This window comes from Cysteiniphilum sp. JM-1, from assembly GCF_008711525.1.
Taxonomy (GTDB): Bacteria; Pseudomonadota; Gammaproteobacteria; order Francisellales; family Francisellaceae; genus Caedibacter.
This window is the reverse complement of the sequence record NZ_VXKS01000006.1, coordinates 43,027-59,228: the sequence shown is the minus strand read 5'-3', so window position 1 is coordinate 59,228 and position 16,202 is coordinate 43,027. Positions and strand designations below refer to the sequence as shown.

Annotated in this window: 12 protein-coding genes; 3 read left to right on the top strand and 9 right to left on the bottom strand. The window is 39.6% G+C overall.

The annotated features are described in order from the left end of the window. Positions 1 to 114: 114 nt before the first annotated feature. From F3D68_RS04030 to putA, 3 genes are all read right to left on the bottom strand, one after another. Entirely contained in the window at positions 115 to 1,419 is a 1,305-nt protein-coding gene (locus F3D68_RS04030) for an MFS transporter (RefSeq protein ID WP_151193183.1), read from the bottom strand. A gap of 73 nt (positions 1,420 to 1,492) precedes the next feature. Next, on the bottom strand, positions 1,493 to 2,203 hold the full coding sequence (locus F3D68_RS04025) for a class II aldolase/adducin family protein (protein WP_151193182.1): 711 nt from the start codon (positions 2,201 to 2,203) through the stop codon (positions 1,493 to 1,495). Positions 2,204 to 2,218: 15 nt separating this feature from the next. Then, positions 2,219 to 5,680 carry a bifunctional proline dehydrogenase/L-glutamate gamma-semialdehyde dehydrogenase PutA gene (gene putA / locus F3D68_RS04020; protein WP_151193181.1) on the bottom strand — a complete coding sequence of 1,154 codons (3,462 nt, stop codon included), beginning with the start codon at positions 5,678 to 5,680 and terminating at the stop codon, positions 2,219 to 2,221. A gap of 188 nt (positions 5,681 to 5,868) precedes the next feature. Here putA and cls point away from each other — a divergent pair, with 188 nt between their 5' ends. Together cls and F3D68_RS04010 are read left to right on the top strand one after the other, a co-directional pair. Further along, positions 5,869 to 7,260 (top strand): cardiolipin synthase, encoded by a 1,392-nt coding sequence (gene cls, locus F3D68_RS04015; RefSeq protein WP_151193180.1) that lies wholly within the window; start codon positions 5,869 to 5,871, stop codon positions 7,258 to 7,260. Positions 7,261 to 7,262: 2 nt separating this feature from the next. After that, a complete protein-coding gene (locus F3D68_RS04010) occupies positions 7,263 to 8,012 on the top strand; it encodes an endonuclease/exonuclease/phosphatase family protein (protein ID WP_151193179.1) in 750 nt (249 codons plus the stop codon). Positions 8,013 to 8,211: 199 nt separating this feature from the next. On the opposite strand, the gene rpmE is transcribed toward F3D68_RS04010, so the two are convergent. The 4 genes from rpmE to F3D68_RS03990 form a co-directional block, all read right to left on the bottom strand. Beyond that, on the bottom strand, positions 8,212 to 8,430 hold the full coding sequence (gene rpmE, locus F3D68_RS04005) for a 50S ribosomal protein L31 (protein WP_117003200.1): 219 nt from the start codon (positions 8,428 to 8,430) through the stop codon (positions 8,212 to 8,214). Positions 8,431 to 8,738: 308 nt separating this feature from the next. Then, positions 8,739 to 9,476: an FAD-binding oxidoreductase gene (locus F3D68_RS04000; RefSeq protein WP_151193178.1), complete on the bottom strand. Its 738-nt coding sequence runs from the start codon at positions 9,474 to 9,476 to the stop codon at positions 8,739 to 8,741. Between the two features lie 65 nt (positions 9,477 to 9,541). After that, a complete protein-coding gene (locus F3D68_RS03995) occupies positions 9,542 to 10,111 on the bottom strand; it encodes a Maf family protein (protein ID WP_151193177.1) in 570 nt (189 codons plus the stop codon). Next, positions 10,112 to 10,867 (bottom strand): VacJ family lipoprotein, encoded by a 756-nt coding sequence (locus F3D68_RS03990; protein WP_151193176.1) that lies wholly within the window; start codon positions 10,865 to 10,867, stop codon positions 10,112 to 10,114. Between the two features lie 203 nt (positions 10,868 to 11,070). Here F3D68_RS03990 and F3D68_RS03985 point away from each other — a divergent pair, with 203 nt between their 5' ends. Continuing rightward, positions 11,071 to 12,597, top strand: coding sequence for a DHA2 family efflux MFS transporter permease subunit (locus F3D68_RS03985; RefSeq protein WP_151193175.1), 1,527 nt, complete (start codon positions 11,071 to 11,073; stop codon positions 12,595 to 12,597). A 140-nt stretch (positions 12,598 to 12,737) separates the two neighbouring features. On the opposite strand, the gene F3D68_RS03980 is transcribed toward F3D68_RS03985, so the two are convergent. Together F3D68_RS03980 and F3D68_RS03975 are read right to left on the bottom strand one after the other, a co-directional pair. Further along, positions 12,738 to 13,991 (bottom strand): MFS transporter, encoded by a 1,254-nt coding sequence (locus F3D68_RS03980; RefSeq protein ID WP_151193174.1) that lies wholly within the window; start codon positions 13,989 to 13,991, stop codon positions 12,738 to 12,740. A gap of 19 nt (positions 13,992 to 14,010) precedes the next feature. Further along, a complete protein-coding gene (locus F3D68_RS03975; RefSeq protein WP_151193173.1) occupies positions 14,011 to 16,182 on the bottom strand; it encodes an AMP-binding protein in 2,172 nt (723 codons plus the stop codon). Positions 16,183 to 16,202 lie beyond the last annotated feature (20 nt).

Genomic DNA, 16,202 nt, shown 5'->3' with positions numbered 1-16,202 from the left:
AAACCCAAAACACCTGATGTAATAAATCAAGAATAAGTTGCGTTTTACCCCTCACCCGCGCAGCTTAAGCTGCACGACCTCTCCCACAAGGGGAGAGGTGCTAGCTGGTGCAACTTATTTTGATGAATTCTCACCTAACTCAAAATACCTACTAGTACGTGTTTCTGGCATTTTATAAATCACTGCCAAAGTAATGATTGAGGTAATAATTAAGTAATAACAAGGCGCATAATGTGAGCCTGAAGCATCTACCAACATTAATGAGATCATCGGTGTAGTACCCGCAAATAAGGCATTTCCTACATTATAGGCTGCCGACATCCCGCTATAGCGGCATTCCGTTGGGAAAAGCTCACTAATTGCCACTTGAAAAGATGCTGTCATCGCTGCTACTAATAATGCAAAAATCGACTCAGCAATCAAAATCTGAACAATGCCACCATAATTAAGCCAGATAAACATGGGATAAGCGAGAATGAGCAATAAGAATATCGGGACATTCAGAATTACTTTGCGCCCCCACAAATCGGCAAACCAGCCAAACAATGGCGAGAACACAGCATAGACAACAGATATAACGACAGTAATCCACATCACAATACTGACATCTAAATGGCGCGTTGCGATAAAGTTATTCGGCAAAAAAGTTGCCATCATATAATAAGCAATACCAATATAACCGGTTAACACAAACACCCATACAAGCGGCATCTTAGGTCCTTTAAGCGCCGTCATTAATGGGTTTTTTAAGGCTTTTTTAGACTTCTTAACCTCTTCAAAAAATGGTGACTCACGCACTGAGTGCTGTAAAAACATTGAGGTTAATGCAAAAACAAATCCAATAAGAAATGCCACACGCCATCCATATTCAAGCATTTGTGCTTTGCTAAAAACTGTGGCTAATACACCAACCACTACCGCGCTTAGGATCGTACCAACTTGTGATGACATTGCCGCTAAAGCTGTTGCAAATCCACGATATTGCTTTGGCGCACTTTCAGCGAGCATAATTAAAACCCCTGTATACTCACCACCAACCGAAAAACCCTGAATCATGCGCGCTAAAATCAAAATAACTACCGCCCAAATACCAAAACTATTATACGTTGGCATAATGGTCATGATAAACATTGGAATACACATAAGACCGATACTAAGTGTAATCGCATAGCGTCGCCCAAGTCGATCACCAATAGAACCCAAAACAAAGCCACCTAATGGACGCATAAAATAACTCGCCGCAAAGATACCAAAAACAGTAATCAAACCGACAGTTCTATTTTCATCGGGAAAAAATAAAATACTTAAGTAAGTCGCCAAATAACCATATAAACTAAACTCAAACCACTCTAAGGCAGCACCCAAAGTCGTAATTGCAACCGTTTTCTTGGTGCTCGCCTTCGTTATCTTTTTTGTCATCCGATTAATTACCTTTTATCTTATCCCGCGCTGAGTCTAACAAACTTCTAAAAATTAATTAACGGATTTCCTATTATTTATTTTGGCTTAAATACTGCACTCGGCGTTTAAGCACAACAAATTCCTTTTCCGGCGTTAAAATACGCTCGAACTGCGCCTTAGTTTTTAGGCACACTGTTTCATCTAATTCAATCAGTGAGTCGTTTACACTTTGCAATTTAATTTGCAACTCGCACACTTTCTCTAGGTAATAGAGCAAGTAAAGCGCCTCATAGATAGTTTTGCCGGTTGTTAATAAACCATGATTACGTAAAATCATGACTTTTTTATCCTGCAAACTTTGAACGATTTCATGCCCTTCATTTGCTAATGCAAGACCATTGTAATCATGATAGGCAACATCATTATAAAAGCGTAACGCCTGCTGATTACAAAATAGCAAACCTGATTTCAGCGATGATACAGCAACACCATAGGTACTATGGGTATGCATCGCACTATGAATACTGCTACTTGCTTTGTAAATCTCAGCATGAATATTAAATGCTTGAGGCATGACCGTATAACCGTTTTGTGATAAAACTCGTCCATTTAGATCAACTTTAACCAGATTATCCGCGCTCACTTCTTCAAAGGGGACATTATGTGGCGTAATCAACACCGCATTTGATTGTGGTATACGCACACTTAGGTGCGTTGCCAATAAATCATCCCAACCATAGTGGTAGACTATATGGTGACTTACCGCGAGATCCTCACGCAGTTGTTGCTCTAAATCAGTCATTTTAAAGCGTTATCCTTATTGTTCTAAGCTCATCAACGATGCATTGCCACCTGACGCGGTGGTATCAATGCTAATCGTGCGCTCAACAGCCAAACGATGTAAGTAGAAAGGACCCCCAGCTTTAGGTCCTGTACCGGATAAACCTTGACCACCAAAAGGTTGCACACCAACAACCGCACCAACAATATTGCGATTAACATAAATATTGCCAACACGAATATGCTTTTTAAAGAAATTAACAGTTTCCTGAATGCGACTGTGCACACCAAATGTTAAACCATAACCAGTTGAGTTAATATCTTTAGCAACCTTTTCAAGTTCAGTCGCTTTAAAGCGCACAATATGAAGAACTGGACCAAATACTTCACGTTTAAGCGCATGAATACTATCGATTTCAAACACGACAGGGTAAATATAGTTGCCTTTCTCAAGTGATTTATCTTCACTAATCTCATGCACAAGCTTTTCTGATTGGCGCATGTTGTTGATATGTGCTTTAAGATTAGCTTTTGCTTCCTGATCGATCACAGGACCAATATCGGTTTCAATGAATGCCGGATCATGAACCTTTAATTCATCCATAGCACCCTTTAGCATGGTGATGACATTATCCGCAATATCTTCTTGTAGATATAAAACGCGCAAAGCAGAGCAACGTTGTCCTGCGCTATCGAAAGCCGAGGATATCACATCACGCACTACCTGCTCAGGTAAGGATGATGAATCAACAACCATCACGTTTTGACCACCTGTTTCTGCAATAAATGGTACAATCGCACCTTCTTTGGCTGATAGCGTTTGCTGAATGATTTTGGCTACTTCAGTGGATCCTGTAAAGATCACACCAGCAACACGTGGGTCTTGCGTTAACGTACTACCAACCTCTTCACCTGTACCTGGTACAAATTGTAATACCTCTTCAGGAATACCTGCTTGGTGCAGTAATTTAATCGCTTCATAGGCAATAATAGGTGTTTGCTCAGCTGGTTTAGCAACAACTGTATTTCCAGCAGCTAAGGCGGCTGTTACTTCGCCCAAGAAAATAGCTAAAGGAAAGTTCCACGGACTGATACATACTATAGCACCGCGACCATGTAGGCTAATTTGATTAAGCTCGCCTGTAGGACCCGCTAAGGTTTTAGGTGCTGCAAATTCAGCACGCGCTTGTGCCGCATAATACCGACAAAAATCAACTGCTTCACGAATCTCATTAACCGCATTTGCCAAGGTTTTACCGGCTTCACGCACAGCAATTGCCATAAATTTTGGCATATTTTCTTCTAATAAATCCGCACACTTATCCAAGGCTTCAGCACGCTTTTCAGCTTCAACTAGACTCCACGCGTCAAATGCATTATGCGCAACTTCCATTGCTTTTTCAGCCATTGCTTTATCCGCATGATAGACTTTGCCAAATACTTGATTATTCGCTGGGTTAAAAATATTTTCCGCGGTAAGTTTTGAGGTATCAACACCTTTTATTAATGGCTTAGCAACATAATCATCACGATCAAATTGACTCATTTGTAGTGCTAGTTTTTCTAATGTGCGGGTGTCATTTAAGTCATAACTTTTTGAATTCATTCTTTCTTCTCCAAACATATTCACAGGTAACGCAATTTGCGGATGCGCTTTAAAGCCTAGACGCTTTGCTTTTTCAACAGGATCTTCAACCAAGCTTTCAATTGGTGTTTGCTCATCGACAATACGATGAACAAAAGATGAATTGGCGCCATTTTCTAATAGTCGTCTAACCAAGTAAGGTAGTAGATGCTTATACGTCCCCACTGGCGCGTAAATACGACATGGGATATTGAAATTATCCTTGCCCACAACGTGATCATATAGTGCATCGCCCATTCCATGTAAACACTGGAACTCATAATCACGATAATCTCCTGCTAATTGCATAACCAATGCCGTTGTATACGCATTATGCGTCGCAAATTGTGGGTAAATATGTTTGCTATTAGCAAAGAGCTTTTTAATGCACGCTTGATACGACACATCGGTATAACATTTTTGGGTAAATACCGGATAACCCTCTAGTCCTTCAACTTGTGCATGCTTAATCTCAGAATCCCAATAAGCCCCTTTGACTAAACGAATCATAAATCGATGCCCTGTGCGCTCTGCCAAGTCAATCAAGTAATCAAGTACAAAACTGGCACGTTTTTGATATGCCTGAACGACAATACCAATCCCTTCAAAGCCTTGTAACGAGGTCTCATGCGCTAAACGGCTCACCAATTCAAGCGACAACTCTAAGCGCTCAGTTTCCTCAGCATCAATGTTTAAGCCAATATTATAGCGTTGTGCTAACTCAACTAATTTTAATAACTTAGGATACATCTCAGCGTGTACACGATCTGCTTGTGCTACTTCATAACGTGGATGCAAGGCAGATAATTTAACTGAAATCCCAGGGTTTGTGCGCACACTGTTTTTGGTGGCTGCAAATCCAATGGCATCAATCGCCTGACGGTACTCATTATAGTAATATTCAGCATCGGCTTTAGTCGTTGCCGCCTCACCCAACATATCATACGAATAGGTAAAGCCCATCGCTTCTTTTTCTTGAGCGCGCTTTAACGCTTTATCAATCGTTTCACCCATGACATATTGCTGACCAAGAACTTTCATCGCGTGCATTACCGCGCGACGCACAACCGGGCGTGAGCGCTTATCTAAGAAGCCTTTTAGTACGCCCTTGAACTTATTTTGATATTGACCTGGCTTTAATATCTTACCAGTTAACATCAAACACCAAGTAGCCGCATTCACAAATAGATACTCACTATCACCAACATGTTCATGCCAATTAGCACTCGTTAATTTATCTTTAATGAGTTTATCTGCCGTATGCTTATCTGGAATACGCAATAAGGCTTCTGCCAAACACATCAGCACAATCCCTTCATCACTTGAAAGGTCATACTTAGTCATAAAAGCATCTAATCCGCTTTTACTTAAGCGTGTTTCACGTACATTTGCGACCAAACCACTGGCAATATCCTGCACAGATAAACGCTCTTTATCTGTGAGTGCCGCTTGCTTGGCAAGCTTCTCTACAATCATTTGTTCATCACACAACCAGTGCTTTGATATTTCTTGCATCAAGACAGATTGATCAAACTTGTTATTTCTATCTAAAATCATCGTTAATTCCTGAGAAGGCAAACTTGTATTGTTTGCTTGCTGTTGAGCTATTTGTTTTTTGACTAACAAAATTTTATCAACCATCATTTGATGAGCATCATCTGCTGGTTTTGATTTAATAAACCAATTAAAAAGATCCTGATCTTCGCATTTAAGCAATGCATGAAATGCCTCTTTTTCAGCTTGTGGTGCTGCTAGATAAGCGAACTCTATATATGGCGAAAGAATAAGGTCTAATTCAAGCATCCCTCTTCTTGCTGCCCAGCGCAGGCGTGACAAGACTTCTTGATCCGTCACATTTTCATTTTCAACAATCATCGTTCTTTCCCCTTAATCACAGCAAAGATGGCGGCTATACTAGCATAAAAGATAAAAAAAACGTAAAGAAAACTAGCGATTCAAAATGCTTGTAATTTTTATCAAGCTTTGACACTGTCCATTTATCAAAGCCATGCTATTATTGTTACAGAACTTGCCAAGCCTCATCTAAGGATAGAAGGAAATAAATGAGTATTTTTAATTTTCTAGAGCTACATACATTTTTAGTTATTTGCGAGATTTTAATTTTAATCGTTGTCGTACGCATGGTTGCTGAGAAACAAAAACCAACCAGTATGATGGCATGGCTTTTAGCGATTATCTTGCTACCTTATGTTGCCGTACCTTTTTACTTTATTTTTGGCATTCGCAAACGTAAGCGCAAACGCCATAAACATGAGTTTAACTTACGTAAAATCGATCATATTGATACTTTCAACCCACACCCTATTCGCACAGTGCTCATTAATCAGGATATTCCAGCACCCACCAGCAACAATCACTTTGAGCTTTATCTTGATGGCATTCATGCCTATGAGGCACTGATTAATCAAATTCACCAAGCCAAAACAAGCATTTATATTAGCACCTATGTTTTTCAAAATGATCATGTAACTTTAAGACTTCTTGCCGCATTAACTGAAAAAGCTAAGCAAGGTGTCACCGTTAAGCTTCTTATTGACTCGCTAGGCTCCTATCGCGTGTACTTCAATCAGCGTATTTTTAAACGCTTGCGCAAAGCCGGAGGCAAAGTATCTTTCTTTATGCCGATTATTCAAATGCCTTTTCGTAATTATATTAACTTTAGAAATCATCGAAAAATCTACTTATTCGATAATTACACTGTACTGACAGGTGGTATGAATTTAGGCAACGAGTACATGGGGCCCACCCCTTGCAATAAACGCTGGGATGACATTTTGTTTAAAATCCAAGGTCATGCAATTTGTCACTTCCACAATATTTTCGCCTCTGATTGGGAGTATTCGGCAAAAGAGCACCTTGATCATATGACCGAAGTTTGTTTGAAAAAAGACTATGGTCAAAACTTAATTCAAGTAGCTCCCTCAGGTCCTGATATCCCTAATGATGCTTTATATGACTCACTTATTGCCGGCATTTATGCCGCACAGACACGCATCTGGATTGTGACTCCCTATTTTGTGCCATCTGACTCATTGCTTGAAGCGCTACAAATTGCCTATCATCGTGGTGTTGATGTCAAACTCATCACCCCAAAAGTGTCCAATCATTTGATTGCTGATTTAGCGCGTAGTAATTTTATGCGCCAACTTGCAAAAACAGGTATTGAAATCGCTTTATTTGACAAGAAGATGATTCACGCAAAAGCCGTGTTATTTGATGATAAAGCCGTTATGCTTGGTTCAGTAAATCTTGATAATAGAAGTTTATTTTTAAATTATGAAGTCGTGACCTATGCTTATGAGGCAAGCATTATCCAACAAGTGAATGAGTGGATGAACGAATTTCTAAAAGATGCTGGCAAGACATTGCCAGCACCATCAAAAGCACGTAAGTTAGGGGAAAGTATGGTTAAAGTCTTATCCCCTTTATTATAGTTATGTTTAAGCCACCGCAAATTACCCTAAGCTGTGAAAATCAGGTTAAATCTGCTTTTGTCCCTGATTTTTTTAGCATTTTGAGTTGGAACATTTACAAGATTAATCATAAAGATCCTGTTGAGTTTCAACATTTTATCAAGAGTTTACAACAAGCCTATAACCTCGGATTTTACTGCCTGCAAGAAGCAAAACACAGCGATAGTGCAAGCTTTCCATTGGATGACTTTTGCTTGCACTTTGCACCTAATCTGCAACTTAAATCGCATGCCTACGGTGTGATGACCGCAAGCAGCATTATGAGTCATAAAGCACAGCAAATCTTATCCAAGAAAACAGAAATTTTATTTAAAACACATAAGTCAAGTCTTGCCAATCACTACGTATTTGCTGACAACACACCACTGATCATCATCAACGTACATGCGATTAATTTTAATAACTCACGTATCTATGCTGAAGAAATTCTACAACTGCATGACTATCTTACCAACTATCAAGAAGCTGCCGTTATTATTGCTGGTGACTTTAACAGCTGGAATAAAAAACGTAATTCGCTGATCCATGAGTTCTGCCGCGCACTAAACTTAACGCAAGCACAATTTGAAGAAGATAAACATATCAAACGCTTTGCCAAGCATCCGCTTGATCTTGTCATGTATCGTAACCTTAATTGCCAATACGCCACGGCAATCGATAGTCGTAAAATTTCAGATCACAATCCATTATTACTTAAATTTCGTCGGGGTTAATGACTATGAATGAAAAAAACAAATTGTATTGCAATTACCCCCTCACCTGCGCAGCGTAAGCTGCACGGCCTCTCCCGCAAGGGGCGAGGCGCTAGCTGATACAACTTATTTTCCCACCATTTCTATGGATATAAAAAAAGCACCCTTAGGTGCCCTTTTTATTATCAAAATTGCTCATCAATTTGAGCAATGCTACAGCTTATAGTTTACGAGACTTTAAGCTGCCAAAACGCTTCTGGAAGCTATCCACACGTCCAGCTGTATCAACCACACGTTGCTTACCAGTATAGAATGGGTGACACATTGAGCACACATCCAATTGAATATCTTGACACTTCGTTGAACGCGTTTCAAATGTATTGCCACAGCTACAGCTTACTGAAACTTTTTCATACTTTGGTTGAATCTCTAAATTCATCTTTATTTACCTCTTTAAATATATTCTTGCCGCCACCTAAGCCCATCTTAAGCACCGCAGAGTAAAAACGTTGCACATCATAGCGCAAAGCGTATCATCTCTCAAGCTTTTAGCTTGATTAAATTAATGAATTCACTAATTCGGCTATAATCATATTCCTGACCACTTTGATTGTGTAAGCGTTGGCTGAGCATAACTCGAAGCCTCTATGAAGTATGATTACCCACTTCGACTGATGCTCAGTGCATCGCTTCGACTTACGCTCAGGGTACGGTGAGCACTTGTGGGTGAATATTTAGTCTTAGCCACTAATTCGATGAAATATACTTCTCACGGCGCACACGCTTAGCATCAAAGCCACTCTCTGTTAATAGAGCAAACGCATCATCGATCATATTTGGATTACCACATAGGTAGACAACGTCTTCTTGAGGCATTAAATCCAATTGGTCAAACACATGCTGCACATAGCCTTTTTGCTCGTCAATAGCTAAAGTTTCTTGTTCACGAGATAAACATGCTTTGAAGTATAGCGAATTTATCTTTTTTGCATACTGACGGAAATCTTCTGCATAAATCGCATCTGCCTTATACTGCACACCAAGCAATATATGAACCTCTTTGACATCTTCAGCTAAAGCTTTTTCAATCGTTGGCAACATCGCACGATATGGCGCAATACCCGTGCCAGTGCCTACCAAAATAAGCTTACGGATTTTCTCGCCATCCTTTAATACTAGGCGCCCGGCAGGACCCATAGCATTGAACTTATCACCCACGCCCATGTTAAATAATTGCTCTGAAGCAATACCACCATCAACATAAGAAATGGCGATTTCAATCAAGTCCGTATCTTTAGGAATACTTGCGACACTGTAGCTACGGCGCCTTACTTTGCCATCTTCATGATCAAATAAGAAGGTAATAAACTGCCCAGGAACAAAGTTAAATGCACTGCCATCTGCTTTTTTAAATGTCAGGTGTTTAACATTGGGTGCAATCTCTTTTGATTCAACTAACTCTGCTTCAAATTTTTCAATTGCCATAAAATTTAGAATGATCATTTATCAATAATGGGCAACAGTTTACGAGTGTTATTATCAATAATCCATTACTTTGTATGCGGAAATGTAAATTTGGCTAAGACTTTTTTGACCTCTTTAACTGGCAAGCCAACGACATTGTCAAAATCACCTTTTATCTCTTTGACAAAGCGCTGACCAATTCCTTGAATGGCGTATCCACCGGCTTTATCACATGGTTCATTCGTCTGCCAATAATCCTTTATTTCCTCATCAATCAATGATGCAAACAGTACATCGGTTATTCTATATTCATAACATACTGACTCGCCATCACCAACGGCAAAACCAGTAATTACTTGATGCCAGCATCCACTTAACTTATGCATATATTCACAAAACACCTCAAAATTTATCGGTTTTTGCAATATTTCTTCATCAATCACAACAATGGTATCAGCAACTAAAACAGGTATATCTAGTGACCTTATGCTTAACGCCGCCTTAAGCTTTGCCTTCACGACTCGCTCTAGATACATCAACGGCTTTTCATTAGCTAACGAAGATTCATCAATATCTACAGAAAACTTGCTAAACTCAATGGATTCACGACGCAGCAATTCTGCCCGCCTTGGAGATTGTGATGCTAAATAAATCATTTAGTTACTCGGTTGATCAAGAAGATCTAAAACTTCTGCATCGCTATCAAAATGTTGAGTTTTTGCAGTATTGCTTGGCTTAATTTGCAAGGTTTTATCCAAGTTATAATCATAATTTTGTAAGTACGCATTACGTGCCGCGACATACGGGTCAATTGAGCTATTCATTAATTTTTCATATAAAGATAGGTATTGAACACCTTCGTTTGCCTTATACACACCATAAGCACTCCAACTAACCAGCCTTGGCGCAACAGCATTATAACTTAATGGATTAAAAACAGTATCAACAAGATCGCCTGCTGAACCACCAAAAGTGTTAGGCCCTAAAATTGGCACCACAAAATAAGGCGAGTAACGATAGCCCCACTTTGCCATCGTGAAACCAAAGTTTTGTACGCGACGTGGTAATCCCATATTTTTAGCAACATCAAACAAACCAAATACACCAAAAATGGTATTGGCGACAAAGCGCGCGGTATCGCGCCATACATAGTCAAAATTCCACTGTAATAGGTCATTTGCAATGCGTCCAGGCTCAAGAATATTATTATAGGTATTATCAATCCCTAACTGTACCGGATCAGGCACAACATAATCATAGCCTTTTGCCATTGGAATTAAGGCATAATCATAAGTCACTTGGTTAAATTTAAAGACAGCACGGTTATAACCTTCCCAAGGATCCCGATTCTGTTGGGTGGCACAGCCACTTAAAACGACGACTGCTAAAAGAGCAATTACTTTATATTTCATTTTTTATATATTTTTTTCCTGTTGCAGAAGAGTATAGCGAATTTTTCAAAAAGACGTCAGTAGTTGTTTAAACAAAAGCAAACATGCTTGTTATAAGCTTTAAGTTCAATAAATTTTGTTTTTTTAATTAACATGCTCCATGCTATACAACAAGAATAAAGCACTTTACAATAAAGTCTGATTTTTGATTTAAGCTAATACCCATGACACAAACCACACAACAAACAATCTCTCCTACAACCAAATGGTTAATTACGATTACCGTGATGCTCGCAGCAATGATTGAGATTATTGATACAACCATTGTTAACGTCGCCCTACCCGACATGGCAGGATCTCTTGGTGCGAGCACTGAAGAAATATCCTGGGTTGTGACTTCTTATATCGTATCTTCTGCGATTTGCATGCCACTTACTGGGTTTTTCGTGCGCACTATTGGACGGCGGCGACTGCTTTTGATCAACATCATTGGGTTTTTGATTTTCTCAATACTCTGCGGTCTATCAAGTTCTCTTGGCGAGATGGTATTTTTTAGAATTATGCAAGGAATCTTTGGCGCCTCTTTAGTCCCTCTATCGCAATATGTCTTACGTGACACTTTCCCACCTAAAGAGCAAGTTAAAGCCATGGCAGTTTGGGGTGTTGGCATTATGGCAGCGCCTGTATTGGGTCCCACATTAGGGGGATACATTACTGACTGGATTAATTGGCGCTGGATTTTTTATATTAACGTTCCTGTATGTCTTATCGCAATCGTTATGGCACTGATGTTTATTCGTGAAACAAAGCGGGAGAAACTGAATATTGACTGGGTCGGTCTTGGGCTTATGGCATTAACCATTGCCGCCTTACAGATCTTTCTTGATCGCGGTAACAACGACGGTTGGCTATCATCACACTTTATTCTTGCCATGCTAATATTTTGGGTTATTACGGGTCTAATTTTCATTATCCGTGGTTGGTTTAATCCAAAAAACATCTTAAACCTTCATTTATTTAAAGATCGTAACTATGCGGCATCTTGTATGTTATTAGTTTTTTACACTGCAAGTATATTTGGTCTTATGACCGTACAACCATTAGTAATGCAGGGGTTTATGAACTACTCGGCATCGCTCTCAGGTGAATTAATGATGCCTCGCGGTCTTGCCGCAGCAGCAGCGATGATGTTGATAGCTCCCTTAGCAAAACGCATTGATTTACGCATTATCATTTTACTGGGCATTATTTTTACCGCTTATGGCAACTATCTATATGGTCAGATTCCGCTAATGAGTGATCCGTGGAATTTAACCTACCCTGGCATTATCCAAGGTATTGGCATGGGCTTTTTCTTTGTGCCCGTTTCAACAATGGCTTTGCAAACCTTACACCCTCAAGATCTCGCCGAAGGCAGTGGTATGTTTAGTTTCTTTAGAAATTTAGGTACATCTGTTGGCACATCCGTAATGATTACCGTACTAAGCCAGCAAGCGCAAGTCGCTTGGAATAATATGATAAAGAATATTAATCCCGCCAATCCAAATTATCAAACTTGGTTACAAAATACCGGCTGGCACGCGCAAGACCCAACGACATTAGGCGTTGTCGCACAAACAATCAACACACAGGCAAACATTATTGCCTTTAATGACGTCGCTTATTTATCTTATCTATTGCTCGCCATTTCAATTCCATTTATTTTGCTCCTAAGCAAGCCAGCTAATACAGGGCTTAGCATGGATCATTAATGCACTCATTGATTATCATTAAAAAATAGCAACCATTCTCTGAGCGAAGTCGAAGGGAAATTTAGTGGCAGTAAACGGCTTCGACTCACGCTCAGCCAACGCTTACGCAATAAAGCTCGTAAAAAAAATACAATCATCACTTACTTTTTCAAAGGAAACATCACAAATCCTGCTTTGACATTGGTTAGTATCAGCAAGATCAAACTTAAGAAAAGAGGCAACAACAGCACTAAAAAAGCACCGGTAAAAACGTTTGGGTTATGAATTTCTTTTAAATCGCCACCATTAATCCACATACTGACATAATCAACCAGATGCTGGAAAAGGGCAGCTGACAAGCCAATCGTCATATTGACCACCGCCAGAACAGTACCATGCACTTTACTTGGGAAAATATCATCGACAACAGCAAAGGCTAGTAGCATGCTTGAGACAAAAAAACCAAGTAAAAAATAAAGCACATAAAGCATGCTGATACTAAAAACATCAGGCAGTAATACAATCAGACTAAAGACAATAATCGTCATGACATTTGTGATAACCATCCATGCTTTTTTTGAATTTGTCAGACGGGCAACAATGCCATGCGTGGGACCGCCCACGGCAATACCAATAAAAATCATTGCACTGATCGATGCTGCAGTCGTTGCATCAAACTGATAGGTATATTGTAAAAACACCACATCATAAAGCTCTGAGAAAGCATTAACTACAGTGCCAACCATAATGCCAGCATAAATGGCGATTAACCATAGATCTTTAGACTTTAGTACGTATAAATGCGCTTTTGAGAGTTTTCTTGAGATTGCCTTGTGTGTTACAAACTCACGTGGGCGCACAAAAAGATAAATCACCAATGAAAACATCACACCAATATAGCCAATCAGCCATAATGCACCTTCCCAAGTAAGCTTTTCAATCCAGTAAGCCAGTAATACCTGACCAAAAATCCCACCTAATACCCCGATCGTATTTGTTAAACCGACTGCAATCGGGAAAACATTATTCGGTAACACATCAGATGCGACTTTAAGAGCACCTAAAAAAGCAAATGCCGAGCCAATCGCTATCAATATCCGTCCTACCCACATCATGCTAAGGGATTGATCCCAGATAAATACCAAAATTCCAAGACTCATGACAAGACAGGATAATGATAATGTCCATTTACAACCAAAGCGATCAAGCATCAATCCCGCAGGAATTTGGGCGATCGCATAAATCGGAAAATAAATTGCCATCACCGAAACGACTTGATTGACATCTAAGTTAAGTGAATGTGCAATTGGTGCCAGAAGCACACTAGGTGCGGTATGCTGGAAATAATCTAGCGCATAGAATATTGCTGCAACAAGCCATATAAGCCATGCAACAGTCAGTGTTTTTGCTTTCATTAGCTCTCCATTTTTAAGACTACCTTAATAGCTCCAATACTTTGTGTTTTGCCGCACTAAAATCAGTTTTGCCTGAACCTAACTTTGGAATGGCATCGACTTGGAAATAGTTTTGTGGCTTCAATAAATTATTTATCTTAGCGCTATTGACTTGCTGCTTAATATCGCTAGCGTCCATTGCCATGGTATATAAAAGCGATATACATTCTCCTTTTTTCTGATCAGGTGTAGCCACAGCTAATATCTCATTCTCTTCATTATCCGCACCTAACAATGACATAACCTCTTCTTCAACTGCAGATAAACTGACCATCTCGCCACCGAGTTTAGCAAAACGTGAATAACGATCCAAAATCGTCAAATAGCCCTCTTCATCAAGCATGCCTTTGTCACCTGTTTGATACCAACGAATGCGATGACGCTTAAAAATAACCTCTGCTGTTTTTTGTGGGTTATGCAAGTAACCCTCCATAACATTAACCCCACCAAAAGTAATCATACCCGCCTCACCAATCGGCAACTCTTCTTTTGACTCAGGATCAATGATCATAAAGCGCCCACCAGGCACTGAACTACCGACAGTACCAATTTTATTATTCATCTTATCGCCTTCATTTGGCTGATTAACACTTGCCACGGGACTTAACTCAGTTGTGCCGTACCCTTCGTAAATAATCTTGTCAAACTTTTTCTCAAACATAGCTCTGACTTCAGGTAAAAGCTTTTCAGCTCCTGCAACAACGAAGTTTAATGATGAGAATTGCTCAGCTGTCAACTGACGTGCTTTTGAGTAAATTCTAAAGAATGTTGATGTGCCACAGAGAATCGTGGGTTTATATTTATCTGCTAATTCACCCAACATCGCCGCATCGGTAGGATCTGGATGACAAACCATAAACACGCCTTCAAGCAACGGTAAAATCGTTGTTGCTGTTAATCCAAAAGCATGGAAAATCGGCAGAATACTTAAAATAGAGTCATCCGATTTAGCACCTAAGATAATCATTGATTGTTTGACATTGCCTAGAATATTTTTATGACTTAACACGACACCTTTAGGTTTGCCCTCACTGCCACTACTAAACAAAATCGCTGCGGTGTGATCCGTTGCCACGCGTGTAACATAGTGATTAATCAACTGCTCGGCAGAGGATAGTTTCACATGCAATAAAGTCTTCAATAAAGTAAATTTATCTAGTTGCTGACGCATGTCTTCTAAAAGAATAATTTTTGAGTTACTAAATACTTCCTCTAAGAAAAAGCCTTTTTTCTTTAACTGCTCAATAAAGCGCCCTGAGGTGATAATCGTTTTGATATTGGACTCAGAAATAGCCGCATCAAGTGCTGATTTAGACGCTGTATAATTTAAATTAACCAGTGTTTTACCAAGTACAAAGCCACTCATTAATGCCATTGCCCCACCAACACTCGGAGGCAAGCAGATACCGACACGCTCCTGTTCACGTAAAATTGGCTCAAGTAATTTTGATAGCGCAAGCGTTGCAACCAATAAACGCTCAGAACTTAATTCAACACCTGTTGAATCGGCAATGACTTTTTTACCCTTACGTGCCTTTGCTTGCTTAATCCAAACCTCTGGAATCGATGGCATCAGGGAAATGTAACGCTCCCAGGCATAGATATTTTTCTCTGCTAAAAGATCCGATAACTCTTTTTTAGTCAGCGCGATACCAATTGGCTCAAAGAAGCTTAAATGCAGCCACTGCGGCACATTACGCCCACGCGTATATTTAATGCATTCAAAGCCACACACCTGCATGGGGATAATTTCATTGTTGAGCTTTATTACATCCGCATAAAGTTCTTGAGATACCAAAAGCACCCCTTCTTTATTCCATGAGGTCAAAAAGGATTGTGAAATAATCGTAACACCCGTTCTTTTTAACAAATAATCCACTAACTTTGACGGCGGGTTTTGGCATTCCATGACCACTGTTACTGTTTGTCGCGCAATTCGCTGCAATAAAACCGCTAGAAATAAATTAACATTATTACTAATAACCACCGCCGGTTTGAAATTCGGCACATAGTTGATATGGTGGAAGTTACACATATAACGCTGACGCTCTTTCAACTGCATAACGGCAATTAAGGTTTTATTCGACCAAATATATAATGAGCCTAAAACAATTAGTATCAGTAGAATGATTACACCTAGTATTATTAACATCTATGCCACCTCATCATTGG

Coding starts and splice junctions, on each gene's coding strand:
- F3D68_RS04030 (WP_151193183.1), bottom strand. CDS start 1,419: ATGACAAAAAAGATAACGAAGGCGAGCACCAAGAAAACGGTTGCAATT.
- F3D68_RS04025 (WP_151193182.1), bottom strand. CDS start 2,203: ATGACTGATTTAGAGCAACAACTGCGTGAGGATCTCGCGGTAAGTCAC.
- putA (WP_151193181.1), bottom strand. CDS start 5,680: ATGATTGTTGAAAATGAAAATGTGACGGATCAAGAAGTCTTGTCACGC.
- cls (WP_151193180.1), top strand. CDS start 5,869: ATGAGTATTTTTAATTTTCTAGAGCTACATACATTTTTAGTTATTTGC.
- F3D68_RS04010 (WP_151193179.1), top strand. CDS start 7,263: ATGTTTAAGCCACCGCAAATTACCCTAAGCTGTGAAAATCAGGTTAAA.
- rpmE (WP_117003200.1), bottom strand. CDS start 8,430: ATGAATTTAGAGATTCAACCAAAGTATGAAAAAGTTTCAGTAAGCTGT.
- F3D68_RS04000 (WP_151193178.1), bottom strand. CDS start 9,476: ATGGCAATTGAAAAATTTGAAGCAGAGTTAGTTGAATCAAAAGAGATT.
- F3D68_RS03995 (WP_151193177.1), bottom strand. CDS start 10,111: ATGATTTATTTAGCATCACAATCTCCAAGGCGGGCAGAATTGCTGCGT.
- F3D68_RS03990 (WP_151193176.1), bottom strand. CDS start 10,867: ATGAAATATAAAGTAATTGCTCTTTTAGCAGTCGTCGTTTTAAGTGGC.
- F3D68_RS03985 (WP_151193175.1), top strand. CDS start 11,071: ATGACACAAACCACACAACAAACAATCTCTCCTACAACCAAATGGTTA.
- F3D68_RS03980 (WP_151193174.1), bottom strand. CDS start 13,991: ATGAAAGCAAAAACACTGACTGTTGCATGGCTTATATGGCTTGTTGCA.
- F3D68_RS03975 (WP_151193173.1), bottom strand. CDS start 16,182: ATGTTAATAATACTAGGTGTAATCATTCTACTGATACTAATTGTTTTA.